A 19,262-nucleotide genomic window follows, 5' to 3' on the forward strand; every position below is an offset into this window, starting at 1 on the left:
TTTTCTTTTATTGCGTGAAGCGCTACTCAAGCGTTCATAAACGCCTCTTTAAAGAGGGATAAAAGCAAGAAAGGTGATTTCATGACTAGGGAAAATCTACTTGAAAGTGCGCTCGTTCGTCTTGATGAAGCCGCAAGCCATATCAATATCGATCCGGATGTTATCGAAAAGCTGAAATACGCGCGCGAAACCATGAAGGTGCGGTTGATGATCCGCATGGACGACGGCTCGCGTAAATCCTTTCTTGCATGGCGCTGCCGCTATGACGACACTCGCGGACCAACCAAGGGCGGCATCCGTTATCATCCCGAATCAACGGCTGAAGAAGTCGAAACACTCGCTTTCTGGATGACCTTCAAGTGCGCCGTGATGAACCTGCCTTATGGCGGTGGCAAGGGTGCTATCCAGGTTGATCCACGCAAGCTTTCCAAGGCTGAGCTTGAGCGTCTTTCACGCGCCTATATTCAGGCTTTCTCCGGCATCATCGGCCCAGACCGCGATATTCCGGCACCAGACGTCTATACCAACTCCATGATCATGGGCTGGATGGCAGACGAATACTCTCAGATCGTCGGCCAATCCTCACCTGCCGTGATTACCGGTAAGCCATTGGCACTCGGCGGCTCGCTTGGTCGTAACGATGCGACAGCACGCGGCGGCTTCTATCTGGTTCGCCATCTGGCGCACGACCTCGGGCTTGCTTCGCAGCTTCGCGTTGCAGTTCAGGGCTTCGGTAATGCTGGACAGTTTTTTGCGAAACTTATGGCCAGTGACGGCCACAAGATCATAGCAGTATCAGATTCGTCGGGTGCGGTTTATTGCGCCAAAGGTCTTGATCTTGATCTGCTTCTGGCAGCAAAGGAACAGGGCAAATCGGTTGTTTCCACTGCTGGTAACAAGGGCCATGAAGCGATCAGCGCTGATGAACTTGTCGCCGTTGATTGCGATGTATTGGCACCAAGCGCCATGGAAAACATGATCCATGTCGATAATGCTGCATCCATCAAAACCAAGTTGATTGTTGAGCTTGCAAACGGTCCTGTTACGCCTGAAGCCGACAAGATTTTGGAGGAAAAGGGCGTCATCATCCTGCCTGATATTCTGGCCAATGCCGGTGGCGTAACTGTTTCCTATTTTGAATGGGTTCAGAACCGTCAGGGCTATTACTGGACGCTTGAAGAAATCCATGAACGCCTGAAAACCATCATGGAACGCGAAGGCCGTGCCATCTGGAACCATGCCAAGCAACACAAGGTTACTGTCCGTTCGGCAGCTTATGTGCATGCGCTGGAACGCCTTGCACAGGCCATCGAAGCGCACGGCACACAGAACTACTTCTCTGCCTGATCGAGCATCTTAAAACGTCCTCCTGTTAGATATCTGGCGGGAGGGCGCTTCATCGGCAAGCGTCTTTTGCCAGATGGCTATAGTCTGGCCTCTTAACATAACAATCGTCGAATACCTGCTCGCAAGGCTCTTTGAATGACGCCTTACCATCCCTATATCCTGTAAAACCACGATACAGCGAGGAACGGGATGAATATCGGGCAAGCCGCCAAAGCATCGGGCATATCGGCGAAAATGATCCGCCATTATGAAACCATCGGGCTTATCGAGGCTGCCGATAGAACCAGCTCGGGCTATCGCGTCTATACGCAGAATGATGTCGAAACGCTGCGTTTCATCCGTTCAAGCCGTGATCTCGGCTTTCAGGTCGAGCAAATCAAGGAACTACTGGCGCTCTGGCGCGATCGCAACCGCGCATCTGCCGATGTGAAGAAGGTCGCACTCCAGCATGTTGAAGATCTTGAAGCCAAGATGAAGCAGCTGCAGAATATGGCCGATACGCTGCGCCACCTTGCCCATAATTGCCAGGGCAATAATCGCCCCGACTGTCCGATTATTCACGAGCTTGCCACCCATAGCGTGCAAAAGCCTGTGCGCCCCGCACCGCGAAAGGGCGAGTTGCTGCACGGGAAAGTTTGAAACGCTCTTTGGACAAGAGACATATCAAAAAGGCAAAACGCCGGGAATTTCCCGGCGTTTTTGTTTGATGTGCTCTGTCGGTTTATTTTTACGCGCATCTTGTTCCGCAAACCGCTTCGCACTTTTCGGGATGCGCTTTATTTCGGAAGCGTATAGGCAATCACGTAGTCGCCCGGCTTAGTCCCGACCGAACCGTGGCCGCCAGCAACCATCAGCACGAATTGCTGATCACCGACCGTATAGGTCATAGGTGTGGACTGACCACCTGCCGGCAAACGTGCCTCCCATAGAACCTCGCCATTGGTGAGATTATAGGCGCGGAGATAATCATCGACCGCAGCACCCAGGAAGGCAACGCCACCTGCCGTAATCATCGGCCCGCCAATGCCCGGCACGCCAACCTTGAATGGCAGCGGAACGGGTGCCATGTCGCGGATGGTGCCATTGCGATGCTTATAAACCGTCTTGCCTGTGCGCAGATCGACACCCGCAACATAGCCCCAAGGTGGCGACTGACACGGAATGCCGAGCGGGCTTAAGAATGGTCCCATGAAGACGCCATAAGGCGCGCCGTCATTGCGGTTCAGCCCCTGCTCGCTGCCCTTCTCATCCTGTCCACGCGGCGGAATATCCGCACGCGGCACAAGGCGGGAGGTGAAAGCGAGGTAGGTCGGCATGCCGAACATCACCTGACGCACCGGATCAACCGCCACGCTGCCCCAGTTGAAGACACCGAAATTACCTGGATAGACAATCGTGCCTTTCAGAGAAGGCGGCGTATAGCGCCCTTCATAGAAGTGCTGATGGAACGCGATGCGGCAAGCGAGCTGATCGAACAATGTCACGCCCCACATGTCGCTTTCTTTAAGCGGTGGTGGGCTGAATGTCAGATCAGAGATCGGCTGCGTTGGCGACGTATGATCCTCTGGGATTGCGCCTGTTGGAGCCGCAATCTCACTGATCGGAATGATCGGCTCGCCCGTGCGGCGATCAAGCACATAGATATCGCCCTGTTTGGTCGGCCCGACCAGTGCAGGCACACCATCGATGTCAAGAAGAACTGGCTGGGCTGGAACGTCCATATCCCAAAGGTCGTGATGCACTGTCTGGCGCACCCATTTGACTTGACCCGTATTCACATCGAGGGCGACAATGGAAGAAGAATATTTCTCGACATTATCGCTACGCCCCATGCCGAGCTGATCCGGCACCTGATTACCGAGCGGGATATAAACAAGGTTGAGCTTGTCATCGACGCTGAATACCGACCAGCTGTTGGGCGAATTGGTCGTGTAATGCTCGCCTTCCGGCAGCGGCGTCGTAACATCCGGATTGCCCGAATCCCAATTCCAGAGCAGCTCACCCGTGCGGATATCGAAGGCGCGGATAACGCCTGACTGTTCTTCGGTCGAATAGTTGTCATTGACCGCACCGCCGACGATGATCTTGTCACCAACCACAGCTGGTGGCGAGGTCGAGTAATAATAGCCAGCCGGATTATATTTCATCCCATGGCTGAGATCGAGCGTGCCACCATTGGCAAAGTCAGTGCATATTTCCCCGGTAGCAGTATCAAGCGCGATCAGACGCGCATCCGAAGTCGGCAGATAAACGCGCTCAGAGCATTTGGCTCCCGCCGTTGCCGTTGAATCCTTCCAGTAGCTTACACCACGGCACGTCTGGTGCTGGCGATCGGTATTAAAACCAACCTTGGGATCGAACTTCCACTTTTCTTTGCCCGTCGCAGCATCAAGCGCAATCGCCCAGTTATGTGGGGTACAAAGGTAAAGCGAGTCGCCGATCTTGAGCGGTGTCACCTGGTAGGTGGTTTCGCCAACATCCTGCGGCTGTTTCACATCGCCAGTCTGATATTGCCAGGCGACCTGCAGTTTGGAGACATTTTCAGGCGTTATCTGCGCAAGCGGTGAATAGCGCTGCCCGTAAGGTGTACGCCCATATTGATGCCACTCACCCTCGGGCACGTTGCCACCAAGATCAGGTGTTGCAGCAACCTTTTCCGTCGGCAGATCGCCCTTGATATTGGTCGGGTCCTGCGTCATCGAGTAACCCGCGACAACAAGAGCTGCGAGCGTCGCAATGGTCAGCGGTAAACCACCACCATTCAGCGGCTTCCTGATCCATGGCGTGAGCAACCAGAGGCCAAGCAGGACAATAATGCCGCCAGTGGAGCCGAGACGCCACCAATCAAAGCCGACTTCATAAACGGCCCAGCCAAGCGTTCCGAGAATGACCAGCGCATAAATCCAGAGCGCCAAAGCATTTCGTTTGAGAAGGAAAAAGCCGGTCAGCAGGAGGCCGACAGCGATGGCTATGAAGGCCCAGCTGCCACCCAGCGTGGCGAGATAGATCCCGGCTGCGCCGAGCGCAAGACCAATCAGTAACAACACAATAGCCGTAAGAGAAACAAGCAAGACATTACCCCCTTCAAGTAGTGACTGCAGTCCCGCCGTGCATGACTGTTACTCTAATGAAAGCTGCACGGATTAAACCGAATTCGAGGTATTCCTGATTTGGGTGGGAGTGTCGCAGCAAATCCTTTGCCGCGCAACACTACGTTGCCTGCTCATCCACATAGGCGGCAAAATAAAAAATCCAGAGGGAGTGTATCGAAAAGTTCTTATTGATGTATCGGCAACCAATGTGGCCGCCGATACAAGTATTCAATGTTTGTTTTTATTAACTCGCCATTGGGCTCTTAAAGCCCCTCAGTCGCAGAGCATTGCTCAGGACAAAGATGCTTGAAAGCGCCATGGCACCAGCAGCCAGAACAGGCGACAGCAACGTGCCGGTGAACGGATAAAGGATACCGGCTGCAACCGGGATCAGCGCCACATTATAGGCAAAGGCCCAGAACAGGTTTTCGCTGATATTGCGGATCGTTGCCTTCGAGATCGCAATTGCATTCACCACGCCGCGCAGATCACCCGACATCAGCACCACATCGGCACTTTCAATCGCAATATCCGTGCCGGTACCGATGGCAATTCCGACATCGGCTGCGGCAAGTGCTGGCGCATCATTGATGCCGTCGCCAACAAAGGCAATGCGCTTGCCACCAGCTGAGAGACGCTTCAATGCTTCGACCTTGCCGTCAGGCAACACTTCGGCCACCACTTCATCAATGCCCAGACGCCTGGCAATGGCTTGCGCCGTGCGACGGTTGTCGCCCGTAATCATTGCCACTTTCAAACCCTGCTCATGCATGGCTGCAATAGCTGCAGGCGTGGTTTCTTTCATCGGATCGGCAACCGTGATAATTGCTGCAAGCTTGCCATCAATTGCTGCATAAAGCGGTGTCTGACCTTCATCGCCAAGGCGACTTGCATCATCGGCAAAAACCGCCACGTCATAGCCAAGCTTTGCCATATAACGGTCAGCACCGATGGCAACCTCATGACCGGCAACGCTGGCTTTAAGGCCAAAGCCGGGGACAGATTCAAAGGCTGAGACATCCGCAAGCTTCAGACCTTTTTCCTTTGCTGCGGTAACAATGGCATCGGCAATCGGATGCTCAGAACGTGCTTCTACAGCGGCGACCAGCGCCAGAGCTTCATCTTTGTTGACACCATCGACAACAGCAAAATGTGCAAGTGCAGGCTTGCCTTGTGTGAGTGTCCCGGTCTTGTCGACAGCGATCACCGATGCATCACGCAGGGTTTGCAATGCATCGCCACGACGGAACAACACACCAAACTCGGCTGCACGACCCGTTCCGACCATGATCGAGGTCGGCGTTGCAAGGCCCATGGCACATGGGCATGCAATGATAACCACGGCAATGGCATTAACCAGCGCAAAGCCCATCATGCCTGTGCCGCCGATGACCAGCCAGACCACGAATGTCAGTGCCGCTGCGACCAGCACTGCAGGCACAAACCAGCCGGTGACTTTATCAACTTTCGCCTGAATAGGCAGCTTGTCGGCCTGTGCATCTTCGACCATACGAACGATCTGCGAGATCACCATATCACGGCCAACCTTGGTCGCGCGGAAGCTGAAGGCGCCGGTCTTGTTGATCGTGCCGCCGACGACTTCTGCGCCCTCTTCCTTGGCAACCGGTACCGGCTCACCGGTAATCATCGATTCATCCACATAAGATGAACCCTCAATCACCTCACCATCCACAGGCACCTTTTCGCCCGGACGCACTTGCACGATATCGCCGACGCGCACATCGTCGAGCGGCACATCGACCGTTTCGCCATCACGGACCACACGTGCAGATTTTGCCTGCAAACCCACCAGACGGCTGATTGCGGCCGAGGTGCGGCCTTTGGCACGTGCCTCCAGATAACGACCAATCAGGATCAGCGTGACAATGACTGCCGCTGCCTCGAAGTAAACATTCACTGTGCCTTCGGGCAGAATATCAGACCAGAAGGTTGCAACGACGGAGAAGCCCCATGCGGCTGTCGTTCCGACGACCACCAGAGAATTCATGTCTGGTGTGCCGCGCAGCAATGCCGGAATGCCTTTCTTGAAAAAGCGCATACCGGGGCCGAACAGTACCATTGTGGTGAGCACAAACTGGAAATACCAGCTGTTCTGCATTCCGATCGTGTCCATGACGAACATGTGCACAGCCGGAATGATATGCGATCCCATTTCAAGAATGAAAACCGGCAGCGTCAGAACTGCGGCAAGGATAACGCTCTTCTTCAGTTCTGCAGCTTCTGCATCGCGCTTGTCAGACTGCGTTTCCTGCGTCGCGTCGCTGCGCGCTTCATCAAGCGAACGGGCTTCGTAACCTGCAGTCTCGACTGCCTTGATAAGGTCACTGAGCGGCACCTGACCCGCAAGCTCTACATGTGCACGCTCTGTCGCAAGATTGACACTGGCGCGCGTTACGCCCGGAACGGCGTTCAATGCCTTTTCGACCTTGCTGACGCAGGACGCGCAGGTCATGCCTTCAATAGCGAGATCAGTGCTACCGGATGGCACGTCATAGCCAGCCTTGCGAATGGCATCGATGACCGCAGGCATATCGGGAGCTGCTTTAAAGGTCACGTCAGCGCGTTCAGTTGCAAGATTGACCAGCACCTTGTCAACGCCCGGCACCTTCGCCACGGCTTTTTCAATGGACGAAACACAGGAAGCGCAACTCATGCCCTCAACGGGAATGGCAAAACTTGTGGCTTCCGGTTTGACTGGCTTGTTCATGGCAATCCCTTTCAGCCCCTGTTTTGAGGAGCGATATTACGAGTTGCACAATAATTAACCCTTCCCACCGTTGGAAGGTCAAGCCTTAATATGGAATGATTTTCAGACTGCCATTTCGTTCTGCGGCTGCATCGTCGCGAGGATCGATCCGCAGCGGGTCTGAATGAATTCCGGCACGTCAGCTGCAGGCATCGGGCGCCCCATGAGGAAGCCCTGCACCTCACCGAAATTCTGTTTACGCAGACATTCGAGCTGTTGCGTTGTCTCCACACCTTCGGCGGTCGTAACAATCTTGAATCCTGCTCCAAGCGTCGCAACAGCCTGAATAATCGCCAGATCGCGGGTGTCTATTTCAATACCGGAAACGAAGCTTCGGTCGACCTTGATCTTGTCGAAAGGAAAAGAGCGCAGATAACTCAGCGATGAATAACCGGTGCCAAAATCATCCATGGCAATGCGGACGCCCAATCGGCGCAACTCGAACAGCAACTCCGTATTGTGCTTGCTGTTTTGCAGAAAGACGGATTCCGTAATTTCCAACTCAAGACGATCCGGCGAAAGCCGGGCTGCATGTAATGCATCCTTCACAGAATCAAGCAACGTGCACTGATTGAACTGGACTGGAGAAAGATTGACCGAGACCTTGATGTCCTCGGGCCATGAAGCTGCCTCCTGACATGCCTCACAAAGAACCCAATCACCAATCGGCCCGATCAGTCCTGCTTCTTCGGCAATCGGAATAAATTCGACCGGAGACACCAGCCCCAATACGGGATGATACCAACGCAGCAAGGCTTCAAAGCCGGATATGCGCCCGGATTCCAAATTGAAGATCGGCTGATAATGCAACTCAAACTGCTGTGCAGTCAAAGCCAGACGCAGGTCGGTCGTCATGGCATGGCGTTTCTCAACGGCAAGGCGCAGGGAATGCTGATAAAAGCAGAAAGTCCGCCTTCCATCCGCCTTGGCCGCATAAAGCGCAAGGTCGACATTTCGCATCAGCACATCAGGATCGTCACCGTGCATAGGAGCCTGTGCAATGCCGATGCTACAGGTCACAAATTCGGAGATGTCACCAAGATCGAACGGCTCCTGGAATGCCGAAAGGAGGCGATCTGCGAACATGGCGATCTGTTCAACCGTATTGCAGTGATAAATGATGGCGAATTCATCGCCACCAAGCCGCGCGATGAACTGATCACTGATGATGTTCTTAAGACGAACTGCGACTTGCTGGAGAAGCAGATCACCAATCTGATGACCTCTGCTGTCATTGATGTTCTTGAAATGATCAATGTCGAGATAAAACAGCGCGAATGCAGGCGCGCACTCTCTCTGTTTCAACACCCCGGTAATGTGCTGCGAGAAATAGGCACGGTTTGGTAAATCCGTCAGACTGTCATACATGGCGACATGAGCCATGCGTTCCTCAATCTGTCGCCGCTCCGTCGTATCTTCTATCATACCAATGAGATAACGCGGCTGATCACCCTCAATAGGAGGGATCGAGCGTTTGATAATACGCATGCGGCGCGGCTTGCCATCGGCGCAACGGATATCGCGTTCGACTGTCAAAACACTGCCGCGGCGCATAGCCAGACGGTCCTGCTGGGTCAGAAGCTTTGCTTCCTCAGCAGGAAAGATTTCTGCATCAATCGAACCAATAACCCGATCAATATCGTGCCCGCTGATGCTGGACGCTGCCTGATTGTAGAGGAGGTAACGCCCCCGATCCTTCATGTCCTTAACGAACACGCCAAGCGGCAGGTTATTGACGAGACTGTCGAGAAGCGACTGGGCATGATTTGCCTGCCGGTTGGCCTCTTCCAGCTCGGTAATATCCTGCACAATTGCAAGAATGGCTTGCTTACCGTCAAAGATAACCTGACGCCCATAAGTCAGAACATCGATGGTCTGACCGTTGGCGTTCAGGTGCTGCCAGCGCTCAGGACGTTCGAGATCGCTCCGGTCGCGCACGGCAGCAAACATTCTGTCGCGTTCGGTCTGTGGGCGGATGTCCAGCACTGTCATGCCGGGTATTTCGTCAACGGAATAACCATAGAGCCCATGGGCTGCTTCATTCATGACAATGAAGTGCAGCGTGTCAGGATCATAGACCCACATTGGTGTCGGATGGGTTGTAAAAAGAATGCGGAAATCTTCTTCGGAGGTACGCACCATGGCACCATCCGAGCGAGCCTGACCGGCTTCCCGCTTCCTCATCATTGTCCCCTCATCAGACATATCCTGACTGGATGTTCTCTGTTCTCGTGTCTGGAGAATCAGACCAAACTGTCTGTAGCAGGACGAAACAATCCCGTGGATAGCTTACTGCGTATAATTTTAACAAATTATATATAAATTATCGGAATCGCTAAATTAGCACCTTTGATTTTGATATTCAGAGAGCTTTGCTCTGTCTCTTGACCGGCCTGCTGTTCCGGCCTATGCCTTAAAGCACAAAATTCGTTGGGGTGCCTTCGAAGCAATATCAAGAAAAGTGCTTAGCGCTTTTCTGCCCGATATTGCGACACAAAAGGCTGAGAGACGCTGATCGCGTTAACCCATTGAACCTGATCCGGGTAATACCTGCGTAGGGAACGGAGTTTGACGCGTCGCGGCCGAGGGAGTTCCCTCATCGGAGTTCAGGCTCCAAACAGGTTCATGACGTCTCATTTTTCCGTTCGGAATGAGAGACGACATGATGGACCAAAAAAACAGTTTCTCCCGAACCACATCAAGCAGCAGTGCGGCGCCCGTGCCCATATGCGTAACTATTGCTGGCTCTGACAGCAGTGGGGGCGCGGGCATTCAGGCTGATCTCAAAACCTTCTCGGCACTTGGTGTCTATGGTGCAAGCGTCATTGCCGCCATCACAGTGCAGAATACCCGCGCTGTAACAGCGGTGCATGATGTGCCGCCGGAAATTGTCGCTGGCCAGATCGAGGCGGTTTTCAGCGATCTCAATGTCGCCGCAGTCAAAATCGGCATGGTGTCGGTGCCTAAGACTATTCAGGCAATCGCGTTTGGCCTTGAGCATTTTTCCGGCCCTATCGTGCTCGATCCGGTGATGATCGCCAAATCAGGTGATCGTTTATTGAGTGAAGACGCTATTTCGATCCTGCGCGAAAAGCTGATCCCCCTTGCCGCCCTTTTGACCCCCAACAGGCCCGAAGCTGCCTGCCTTCTCGACGCACCAACGGCAGTGACTGACGACGAGGCAGAGGAACAAGGTCGCGCCTTGCTCAAGCTTGGTGCAAAGGCTGTCTTGATGAAAGGCGGACATGCGGAAGGGGCAATTTGCACCGATCTTTTGATCCGCAGTGACCAGCCGACAATTCGGCTTGAAGCACCCCGCATTTACACCGCCAACACGCATGGAACGGGCTGCACGTTGTCCTCCGCGATTGCAGCAGGACTTGGCAAAGGCCTCTCGCTTGAACACGCTCTTCGAGAGGCGCACACCTATCTGCAAGCCGCGATCCGGAACGCAGACAAGCTTAAGGTTGGTCACGGACATGGCCCTGTGCATCACTTTCATGCCCTCTGGAATACAGATATCAGGGAGCAGGTATGATGCGGGTTACGATCATCGGCGCAGGCGTGGCGGGCCTTGCCACTGCCGCCGAATTTACCGATCAAGGCCATGCAGTTACCATCATTGCACGCAGTCCGAAAATCGGCAGTGATTGTTGCTCGTGGCTTGCTGGCGGAATGCTTGCACCATGGTGCGAAGGCGAAAGCGCTGAAGAGCCGGTCGTTCGTCTCGGACAGGAGGCCATTGGCTGGTGGGAACGCCAGGTATCTGGCGTCAAACGCGAGGGAACACTCGTGCTTTCGCATCTGCGGGATACCACCGAATTGCGCCGCTTTGCCCGTCGAACGGATGCTTTCGATATCATTGATCAAGCACGCATCGATGCTCTGGAACCCGATCTTGCAGGCCGTTTCCGACAGGGATTGTTCTTCGCGCAGGAAGGACACCTTGACCCACGCAAGACGCTGATCGAACTGGCAGACCGACTGCAGAAAAAAGGCGTGGTCTTTCATCTTGGAATGGATGCACAAGAGGCATCTCTCGACGCGGATATCGTAGTCGATGCGCGTGGCCTTGCCGCCCGCGACGTGCTGACCGAACTTCGTGGTGTGAAGGGCGAAATGCTGGTGGTCCGCTCACGCGATATCAACCTCACCCGTCCTGTGCGCCTCCTGCATCCACGCATCCCGCTTTACATCGTACCGCGTGGCGATGGTGTTCATATGATCGGCGCGACCATGATCGAAAGCGATGAGCGCAGTGGGATCAGCGTGCGCTCGACGCTGGAAATGTTGAGCGCGGCTTATGCTTTGCACCCTGCGTTCGGCGAGGCGGAAATTCTCGAAACCGGCGTCGATGCCCGCCCGGCCTTCCCCGATAACCTGCCGCGTGTAAGCAGGCGCGGCAAAACCATTTATGTCAACGGGTTGTACCGGCACGGCTTTCTGCTGTCACCGGCGGTCGCACGTATGGCCGTTGCAGCAGCAACGCAGCCGGAAGAAAGACCTGAACTTTTGGAGGAACTTTCATGACCATCGTTCTCAATGGCGAGGTCGTAGAGACGACTGCGGCCACTCTTGCAGCTTTGCTGACAGAAATCGAACTCGACGAGGCTGTGGTGGCAACGGCACTCAATGGTGAGTTCATCGCGGGTGACGAGCGCGAAACGACTACAATTTCTACTGGCGACCGCATCGAAGTTCTCGCTCCGATGCAAGGAGGTTAAGTTGCTGGAGTTTTATGGAAAAACGTTTGAAAGCCGTCTGTTGCTTGGCACAGCACTTTACCCATCACCGGCCATTCTAGCGGACAGCGTCCGTTCATCAAAGACGGAAATCGTGACTGTTTCGCTCAGGCGCGAAAGCGGTGACATGCGTGCAGGTCAGGATTTCTGGAAACTTATCAAGCAGATGGGCGTGTCTGTCCTGCCCAACACGGCTGGCTGTCACACGCCACGCGAAGCGGTCACTACGGCCAGGATGGCACGTGAAGTCTTCGGCACCAATTGGATCAAACTCGAAGTCATCGGCGATCATGACACGCTGCAGCCTGACCCTTTCGGGCTGGTGGAAGCAGCACGCATCCTTTGCGATGACGGCTTTGATGTTTTTCCCTACATGAATGACGATCTGGTGGTGGCCGAAAAGCTGCTCGAAGCTGGTTGCAAGGTGCTCATGCCATGGGGCGCACCCATCGGTTCGGGGCGCGGGTTGAACAATCCTTATGCGCTCAGAACCATGCGCGCGCATTTTCCCGATGTTCCGCTGGTGGTGGATGCGGGCATCGGCGTGCCTTCACATGCAGCGCACGCAATGGAGCTTGGTTATGATGCGGTGCTGATCAACACCGCCGTCGCCAAGGCTGGCGACCCCATCGCAATGGCCCGCGCTTTCGCACTTGCCGTTGAAGCCGGACGCCTCGCCTATGAAGCCGATCCGATCGACGCGCGCGATATGGCCGCCCCCTCCACTCCCCTTATCGGAAAGGCATTTTTGTAATGGCCCTCGATCCGTTCTACCCGATCTTTGACAGTGCAGACTGGATCAAACGCATGGTGCCACTTGGCATCAAGCTGGTGCAGTTGCGTATCAAGAATAAGGATGATGCAGAACTGCGCACAGAAATCCGTGCAGCACGTGACATTTGCAAAGCACATGACTGCCAGCTCATCGTCAACGACTACTGGAAGCTGGCGATAGAGGAAGGCTGCGATTTCATACATCTTGGTCAGGAAGATCTCGATGACGCCGATCTCGATGCAATCCGTGCGGGCGGCGTAAAGCTCGGTATTTCCAGCCATGATGAAGCAGAACTCGATCGCGCAATGGCGCTTGAGCCTGCCTATATCGCGCTCGGTCCTGTCTATCCGACCATTCTCAAGAAGATGAAATGGCACGAACAGGGACTGGACCGCGTGCGGGAATGGAAGACAGCCCTCGGTAACATTCCACTCGTTGGCATTGGCGGCATGAATGTCGACCGCGCGCCCGGCGTCTTTAAGGCGGGCGCCGACATTGTTTCAGTCGTCACCGACATCACCCTCAATCCCGATCCGGAAGCCCGCGTGCGGCAATGGATCGAAATTACCCGTGCTTACGTAATTTAGTTTCTGGAGGAAACATTGAAAAAACTGATTTTTGCTGCGCTTTTCAGCGCCACGGCTTCGCTTGCCCTGATGTCACCTCAGCCGGCACACGCCAACGATAAATTCAAGCTCATTCTGGACTGGTATGTGAACCCTGACCATGGACCTATCATCGTGGCTGACAAGCTCGGTTACTTCAAGGATGCAGGACTTGATGTAGACATCGTGGCACCAGCGGACGCTTCCGTGCCACCCAAAATGGTTGCGGCCGGGCAGGCTGATCTCGCAATTTCCTATCAGCAGCAGGTGCATCTCGATGTGCATGCCGATATTCCGCTGATCCGTGTCGGCACGTTGGTGGATTCCCCGCTCAACTGCCTGATGGTGCGCGATGACGGTTCGGTCAATTCAATCGCCGATCTCAAGGGCAAGAAGATAGGTTTCTCGGTTGCGGGTGTTGAAGAGACAGTGCTCGGCACAATTCTCAAAAAACACGACATTCAGCTTTCAGATGTTGAACTCATCAATGTGAACTTCTCGCTCGCACCATCGCTCATGTCGAAGCAGGTTGATGCGGTGATGGGCGCTTATCGCAATGTCGAACTCAACCAGATGGCGGTTGAAGGTGTTGCGGGCAAGTGTTTCTTCGTCGAGGAAGAAGGTGTGCCAGTCTATGACGAGCTGGTTTATGTCGCCAACTCCAACAAGCTTGATGCCGCCGAAAAAGACAAGATTTCGCGCTTTCTCTCTGCCACGGAAAAGGCAGCGCAATACATCGTCAATCACCCGGAGCAGAGCTATGAGGTGTTTGCGTCCTACAGTTCTGAACTTAAAGACGAGCTGAACCAGCGCGCCTGGAAAGATACCGTCGCCCGTTTCTCACGCTCCCCTGCCAGCCTCGATTATGGACGCTGGAGCCGCTACGAAACCTACCTCAAGGAAAACGGCCTCGTGTCTTCGATCCTGCCTGTCGAGAAATTTGCCATCGACATCAATGCTGAAGGGAGCAAATGATGAGCGTGCCACAGCCGCATTATTCGTCAGAATTATTCACCCGTCTGCGGGCAGCAACCCTTGAGGACTGGAAGCCTTATATTGATCATGAATTTGTACGCGGGCTTGGCGACGGCACGTTGCCCAAGTCAGCTTTCCTGCACTATCTCAGACAGGATTATGTCTATCTGCATCATTATGCCCGTGCCTTTGCGCTTGGTGTCGTGAAGGCAGGCAGCTTGCAGGAAACGCGGCTTTGCGCGGAAATCATGCACGGGCTGGCGGTTACGGAACTGCCGCTGCATGTCGGCATCTGCGCGCGCGAAGGCATCAGCGAAGACGATCTTTACAACACCCGCGAAGAGCCGGAAAATCTGGCCTATACGCGCTATGTGCTGGATTGCGGCTATCAGGGCGATTTTCTCGACCTGCTGACCGCCCTTGTGCCTTGCGCACATGGTTATGGTGAAATCGGGATCAACCTTGCCGCAACGGCAAAGGCTGGCACACCTTATCAGGAGTGGATCGACACCTATGCCGGGGCTGACTATCAGGACATGTGCCATACGGTCGGCAAGCTTTTTGATCAGGCCGCCAAAGATCGCATTGGCACCGATTTCGAGAACAGTCCGCGCTGGCCAAAGCTCTGCCAGATTTTTGCAATCGCCAGCAGGCTTGAAGCGAATTTCTGGAGCATGGGGCTAAAAGCAAAGTGACGAGCGTGGTTTCTCGCTCCCGTAAAAAACGCATCGCCGACGGGTTTCTGTCGGCGTTTGCAGTGCTCGGATTGTGGCAGGCAGTGGTGAGCATCTGGCAAATGCCACGCTTCATTTTGCCCGGTCCACTTGATGTGGTTCTCTCCCTCCTCACCAATGCGCAGCTGATCGCGGATAATGCCATCGTGACATTTGGCGAAGTACTGGGTGGGCTTTTTCTTGGCTGTGCCATTGGTGTGCTGACCGCAATTGGCCTGATGATGTCGCCGCTTGCTCAACGGCTTGTCATGCCCGTGATGGTGTTCAGTCAGGCCATCCCTATATTTGCACTTGCCCCGATCCTCACCCTCTGGCTCGGATACGGCCCGGCATCCAAAATTGCCGTCACCATTCTAATGATCTTTTTCCCGGTCGTTTCCACCTTTTTGGATGGAATGCAGCGCACCGATCAAACCCTTATCAACGCGGCGGAAAATCTCGGCGCCAAACGGATGCATATTCTGTTTCGCGTTCGCATACCCGCGGCCTTCCCTTCGCTTGCTTCAGGCTTGAGCTTGGCGGCAGTCTATGCGCCAATCGGTGCGGTTGTGGGCGAATGGGTCGGCGCATCGAAAGGTCTTGGCTATCTTATGTTACTTGCCAATGGGCGCGCCAAGGTCGATCTCATGTTCGCCAGCCTGTTTGTGCTGGCAGCCTTCACAATGCTGCTGCATGCAACCATTTCGCATTTCTCGCGCAAGCTCGCGGCTTGGCCACGAAAGGTATAAAGCGCGATGTGCTTTAAAGCATTTCCAAACGCAAAAGCGGTTCCCGCTTTTGCGTTTGGAAATGCGTAAAAACAAATAGTTACAGCAGCTTCAATGATTCAATATTAACTGGAACCGCTGTAAGTCTTTGCTCTACGCATGTCTTAGCCTCAAAACCGTTCCAACTTTTGGGAGACATTCTGGTCTGACATTTTTGCCACACTCAATAGGTTGAAAGCAAAATTCCGCATTTTGCCACTTGGCAAAAACATTTGCTCATTTATTGTGCAGACATCTGAAACACTGGCAAGAGGTATGAGATGCGTGTCTATCCATTTCCGTCGGTGCCCGGTGTTAACGCGGGCGCTTCCAAGCTTTAAGTCTTTGGCCCGTGCTGCAGGCTAAGGCCTGACCGCCCTCCCTAAAAGGGCACATTCCTAAAAACTTCCCAATTTGCCGCAGCCCTTCCGGCTGCTTGTTTTATCTTCGTTTCACGCTTTGTCCGACGCAAAACCGCTTCGCACTTTTGCTGGAAATGCTTTTAAAGGAACCAGAATCCGCCGTTTTGCGGGCTGGTATTATTCATATGACTCGGTTTCGTATAGATTTCCGGGGACCTGCGTTCCGCAATGTCCTTGGCTACACTTTCAGCCACTGGCGAAGTCAGCCCGTGCGGCTGTCGCTGATGATTATCGGCATGCTGCTTGCAACAGCCGCAGATGTTTTGACTCCGCTCTATTCAGGGCGACTGGTCGATGCGCTTTCGCTTAGCGGCGACAATGCATGGAACGCCGCAATCGAGGCCCTGATCGTCCTGCTTGTGCTGGGCGCAGTAGCGCTCATAACACGTCAGCTGACCTTCTATGTCATTACAGACTTCACACTGAAGATCATGAGTGACATGGCAGCAAGCTCGTTCCGCAGGCTGCAACGGTTTTCAACCGATTGGCACGCCAATGCTTTTGCGGGATCAACGGTGCGCAAGGTTTCGCGCGCCATGTGGGCGCTTGACCTGCTCAACGACACGCTGATCGTCGCACTGCTGCCGTCAATACTGATGTTGCTCGGTTCGGTTGCTTTGCTTTCGTGGTACTGGCCGATGATGGGCTTGCTGGTTGCTATCGGCTCGGTGCTTTTCATCGTGTGCACGATCGTGATTTCGCTGGGCTTTGTTGCACCTGCAGCAACGCTCGCTAACAGCTGGGACACACGCATGGGCGGCGCTTTGGCCGATGCCATTTCGTGCAATGCAGTCGTTAAGGCTTTCGGTGCTGAAGGTCGTGAAGATGCGCGTCTTGCAAAGGTTGTCACCAAGTGGCGCGGCCGGACACGCCGCACCTGGCTGATTGGCACACTGAACGGCTTCATTCAGGGCGCAAATCTGCTGATTATGCGCGGTGTGGTCATTGCCTTTGCGCTTTACCTGTGGAGTCAGGGTAAAGCAACGGCGGGTGACATCACCTTCGTTCTGACCGCTTTCTTCATGTTGCAGGGCTATCTGCGCGACGTTGGTATGCATATCCGCAACCTGCAGCGTTCGGTCAATGACATGGAAGAACTGGTTCAGATTGAAGCCGAGCCTTATGGCATTGCCGACAGGCCGGGTGCGTCTGCAATCAAGATTGGAAATGGCGAGATCACATTCGATAACGTCACCTTCCATTACGGCAACCACGCAGCAGCGCTTTATCGCGACTTCTCGGTCAAGATCGATGCTGGTGAGCGTGTGGGTCTGGTCGGTCATTCGGGTTCGGGCAAGACGACATTCGTCAAGCTCATCCAGCGTCTTTACGATGTCAGTGGCGGTGCCATTAAGATTGATGGTCAGAACATTGGAGAAGTCACACAGGCTTCGCTGCGTTCACAGATTGCCATCGTGCAACAGGAGCCAATTCTGTTTCACCGGACGCTGGCCGAAAACATTGCTTATGCCCGTCCCGGCGCAACACAGGCCGAGATCGAGCACGCAGCAATGCTTGCCAGTGCGCATGATTTCATCATGCGTCTACCAAAGGGCTATGCGACGCTTGTTGGCGAGCGTGGCGTGAAGCTTTCTGGTGGCGAACGTCAGCGTGTGGCAATTGCCCGTGCGTTTCTGGCAGATGCACCGATCCTTATTCTGGATGAGGCAACGTCGAGCCTTGACTCAGAATCGGAGTTGCTGATCCAGCAGGCCATGGAGCGGCTGATGATCGGTCGTACGACGCTTGTCATTGCACACCGGCTTTCGACGGTTCGTGCGCTTGATCGGTTGCTGGTCTTCGACAAAGGCGAGATCCTCGAAGAAGGCGATCACGATGCACTTATCCGTAAGCCGGGTGGCATTTATCGCCGCATGTTTGAACGACAAGCCCTGGAACTGACCAAGGGACTGGAAGATGTTCTTCCATCTTAAAAACGAAAGGGGCCGGGATTACCGGCCCCGCTTTAATCTTTTGTTTTTCCGCATGTCTCGACCCAAAAACCGGTTCCCACTTTTGGGAGACATGCTTTACTCCGCCGCTTTGCCGGAAGACTGACGGATGATCAGCTTATATTCGACATGCCGCGATGGCGATGCGTCGCCGCTTTCGATCTGCTGTAAAAGCATATCCACGGCATCACGGGTCATCTCGCGTATGGGCTGACGAATGGTGGTAATCTGTGGCGAAACCATGCTTGCGATAGCGCTGTCATCGAAGCCCACAATGGTCAGATCACCGGGCACGTCCAGCTTATAATCATAGGCAATCTGCAGAACGGCTGCCGCCATATCATCATTGGAAGCGAAAATAGCCGTTGGCCTTTTTTGCAGCTCCATCAGTTTTCTGCCTGCCGTCAACCCGCTGTCAAAACTGAACCCACCGCCAACTTCATAATCGGGATTGTGCTCGATGCCTGCCTCATCAAGCATCCGGCGATAGCCCTCAAGGCGCAACTGCGCAGAACGATGCGTCAGATCACCAATAATGATAGCAATCCTCGTATGGCCTTGCTTGAGAAGATAATCCATCAGGTCAAAGGTGGCGGCGGCGTCATCGATTGCCACGCTGTCAGTCGGGTGCACATTAAAATCACCCGCCACACGTGAAAATGGCATGGCGGAAGCAATCAATTCCTGCAAAATCTCTGGATCATCAGACATGGGTGGCGTGACGATTATGCCATCAAGCCCGGAAGCATGCGCCGTTTCAATCAACGAACCGCGAATATCGGCACGATTTTCGACCGGAAATATCAGCAGCCGGTAGCGGGTGCCACGCAGACGATCCAGCGCGCCGTTTTGCAATTCTGTGACATAACTGTGGCTTGGATTTTCAAAGAAAAGCCCAATGAGATGCGAGCGTCTTTCAACCAGATTGCGCGCTGCCGCATTCGGGCGATAGCGCAGCTCGGCACCCGCTTCTCTCACACGCTCACGGATCGTGTCGCGCACATTGGGTTCATCATTGTAAACCCTTGATACTGTCTTGATAGACACGCCAGCGAGACGCGCCACATCATGGATTGTCGCTCTTTTATTGGATGCGGCCATGGCC

At 54.2% G+C, this 19,262-nt stretch carries 15 protein-coding genes and 1 riboswitch; of the genes, 11 read left to right on the forward strand and 4 right to left on the reverse strand.

Annotated elements, in window-relative coordinates:
- Nucleotides 1-81: 81 nt before the first annotated feature.
- Complete coding sequence (locus QBD00_RS03965) at nt 82-1,347, forward strand: Glu/Leu/Phe/Val dehydrogenase (protein ID WP_318578708.1); 1,266 nt, start codon at nt 82-84, stop codon at nt 1,345-1,347.
- Nucleotides 1,348-1,536: 189 nt separating this feature from the next.
- Nucleotides 1,537-1,986 (forward strand): Cu(I)-responsive transcriptional regulator, encoded by a 450-nt coding sequence (gene cueR, locus QBD00_RS03970; protein ID WP_095445960.1) that lies wholly within the window; start codon nt 1,537-1,539, stop codon nt 1,984-1,986.
- 137 nt (nt 1,987-2,123) lie between these two features.
- On the opposite strand, the gene QBD00_RS03975 is transcribed toward cueR, so the two are convergent.
- The 3 genes from QBD00_RS03975 to QBD00_RS03985 form a co-directional block, all read right to left on the reverse strand.
- Nucleotides 2,124-4,418, reverse strand: a complete 2,295-nt coding sequence (locus tag QBD00_RS03975; protein ID WP_095445959.1) for a glucose/quinate/shikimate family membrane-bound PQQ-dependent dehydrogenase — start codon at nt 4,416-4,418, stop codon at nt 2,124-2,126.
- A 265-nt stretch (nt 4,419-4,683) separates the two neighbouring features.
- Nucleotides 4,684-7,167: a heavy metal translocating P-type ATPase gene (locus QBD00_RS03980; RefSeq protein WP_318578709.1), complete on the reverse strand. Its 2,484-nt coding sequence runs from the start codon at nt 7,165-7,167 to the stop codon at nt 4,684-4,686.
- Nucleotides 7,168-7,269: 102 nt separating this feature from the next.
- On the reverse strand, nt 7,270-9,390 hold the full coding sequence (locus tag QBD00_RS03985; RefSeq protein ID WP_318578979.1) for a putative bifunctional diguanylate cyclase/phosphodiesterase: 2,121 nt from the start codon (nt 9,388-9,390) through the stop codon (nt 7,270-7,272).
- A 237-nt stretch (nt 9,391-9,627) separates the two neighbouring features.
- A riboswitch (TPP riboswitch) is annotated at nt 9,628-9,784 on the forward strand.
- Between the two features lie 87 nt (nt 9,785-9,871).
- Between QBD00_RS03985 and thiD the strand changes: the two genes are divergently transcribed.
- From thiD to QBD00_RS04030, 9 genes are all read left to right on the forward strand, one after another.
- The gene (gene thiD / locus QBD00_RS03990) at nt 9,872-10,744 is read left to right on the forward strand and encodes a bifunctional hydroxymethylpyrimidine kinase/phosphomethylpyrimidine kinase (RefSeq protein ID WP_318578980.1); all 873 of its coding nucleotides are present in this window, start codon (nt 9,872-9,874) and stop codon (nt 10,742-10,744) included.
- Complete coding sequence (thiO, locus tag QBD00_RS03995; protein ID WP_318578981.1) at nt 10,744-11,736, forward strand: glycine oxidase ThiO; 993 nt, start codon at nt 10,744-10,746, stop codon at nt 11,734-11,736. The genes thiD and thiO overlap by 1 nt, the downstream gene beginning before the upstream one ends.
- A complete protein-coding gene (gene thiS, locus QBD00_RS04000) occupies nt 11,733-11,930 on the forward strand; it encodes a sulfur carrier protein ThiS (protein WP_095445957.1) in 198 nt (65 codons plus the stop codon). Before thiO ends, thiS begins: the two co-directional genes overlap by 4 nt.
- A gap of 1 nt (nt 11,931) precedes the next feature.
- Nucleotides 11,932-12,702, forward strand: a complete 771-nt coding sequence (locus QBD00_RS04005) for a thiazole synthase (RefSeq protein ID WP_318578710.1) — start codon at nt 11,932-11,934, stop codon at nt 12,700-12,702.
- Complete coding sequence (locus tag QBD00_RS04010; protein WP_264230567.1) at nt 12,702-13,310, forward strand: thiamine phosphate synthase; 609 nt, start codon at nt 12,702-12,704, stop codon at nt 13,308-13,310. Before QBD00_RS04005 ends, QBD00_RS04010 begins: the two co-directional genes overlap by 1 nt.
- Nucleotides 13,311-13,325: 15 nt before the next feature.
- Nucleotides 13,326-14,303, forward strand: a complete 978-nt coding sequence (locus tag QBD00_RS04015; protein WP_318578711.1) for an ABC transporter substrate-binding protein — start codon at nt 13,326-13,328, stop codon at nt 14,301-14,303.
- On the forward strand, nt 14,303-14,998 hold the full coding sequence (gene tenA, locus QBD00_RS04020) for a thiaminase II (RefSeq protein WP_264230655.1): 696 nt from the start codon (nt 14,303-14,305) through the stop codon (nt 14,996-14,998). Before QBD00_RS04015 ends, tenA begins: the two co-directional genes overlap by 1 nt.
- Nucleotides 14,995-15,765 carry an ABC transporter permease gene (locus tag QBD00_RS04025; RefSeq protein ID WP_264230566.1) on the forward strand — a complete coding sequence of 257 codons (771 nt, stop codon included), beginning with the start codon at nt 14,995-14,997 and terminating at the stop codon, nt 15,763-15,765. The genes tenA and QBD00_RS04025 overlap by 4 nt, the downstream gene beginning before the upstream one ends.
- 565 nt (nt 15,766-16,330) lie before the next feature.
- Entirely contained in the window at nt 16,331-18,139 is a 1,809-nt protein-coding gene (locus tag QBD00_RS04030) for an ABC transporter ATP-binding protein (RefSeq protein ID WP_318578712.1), read from the forward strand.
- Between the two features lie 96 nt (nt 18,140-18,235).
- Here QBD00_RS04030 and QBD00_RS04035 read toward each other — a convergent pair whose 3' ends face one another.
- Nucleotides 18,236-19,258, reverse strand: a complete 1,023-nt coding sequence (locus QBD00_RS04035; RefSeq protein WP_095445950.1) for a LacI family DNA-binding transcriptional regulator — start codon at nt 19,256-19,258, stop codon at nt 18,236-18,238.
- Between the last annotated feature and the right edge of the window lie 4 nt (nt 19,259-19,262).

Origin of the sequence: Ochrobactrum sp. AN78, assembly GCF_029909885.1 — a bacterium.
Classification (GTDB): domain Bacteria; phylum Pseudomonadota; class Alphaproteobacteria; order Rhizobiales; family Rhizobiaceae; genus Brucella; species Brucella quorumnocens.

Coding starts and splice junctions, on each gene's coding strand:
- QBD00_RS03965 (WP_318578708.1), top strand. CDS start 82: ATGACTAGGGAAAATCTACTTGAAAGTGCGCTCGTTCGTCTTGATGAA.
- cueR (WP_095445960.1), top strand. CDS start 1,537: ATGAATATCGGGCAAGCCGCCAAAGCATCGGGCATATCGGCGAAAATG.
- QBD00_RS03980 (WP_318578709.1), bottom strand. CDS start 7,167: ATGAACAAGCCAGTCAAACCGGAAGCCACAAGTTTTGCCATTCCCGTT.
- QBD00_RS03985 (WP_318578979.1), bottom strand. CDS start 9,390: ATGAGGAAGCGGGAAGCCGGTCAGGCTCGCTCGGATGGTGCCATGGTG.
- thiD (WP_318578980.1), top strand. CDS start 9,872: ATGGACCAAAAAAACAGTTTCTCCCGAACCACATCAAGCAGCAGTGCG.
- thiO (WP_318578981.1), top strand. CDS start 10,744: ATGCGGGTTACGATCATCGGCGCAGGCGTGGCGGGCCTTGCCACTGCC.
- thiS (WP_095445957.1), top strand. CDS start 11,733: ATGACCATCGTTCTCAATGGCGAGGTCGTAGAGACGACTGCGGCCACT.
- QBD00_RS04010 (WP_264230567.1), top strand. CDS start 12,702: ATGGCCCTCGATCCGTTCTACCCGATCTTTGACAGTGCAGACTGGATC.
- tenA (WP_264230655.1), top strand. CDS start 14,303: ATGAGCGTGCCACAGCCGCATTATTCGTCAGAATTATTCACCCGTCTG.
- QBD00_RS04030 (WP_318578712.1), top strand. CDS start 16,331: ATGACTCGGTTTCGTATAGATTTCCGGGGACCTGCGTTCCGCAATGTC.
- QBD00_RS04035 (WP_095445950.1), bottom strand. CDS start 19,258: ATGGCCGCATCCAATAAAAGAGCGACAATCCATGATGTGGCGCGTCTC.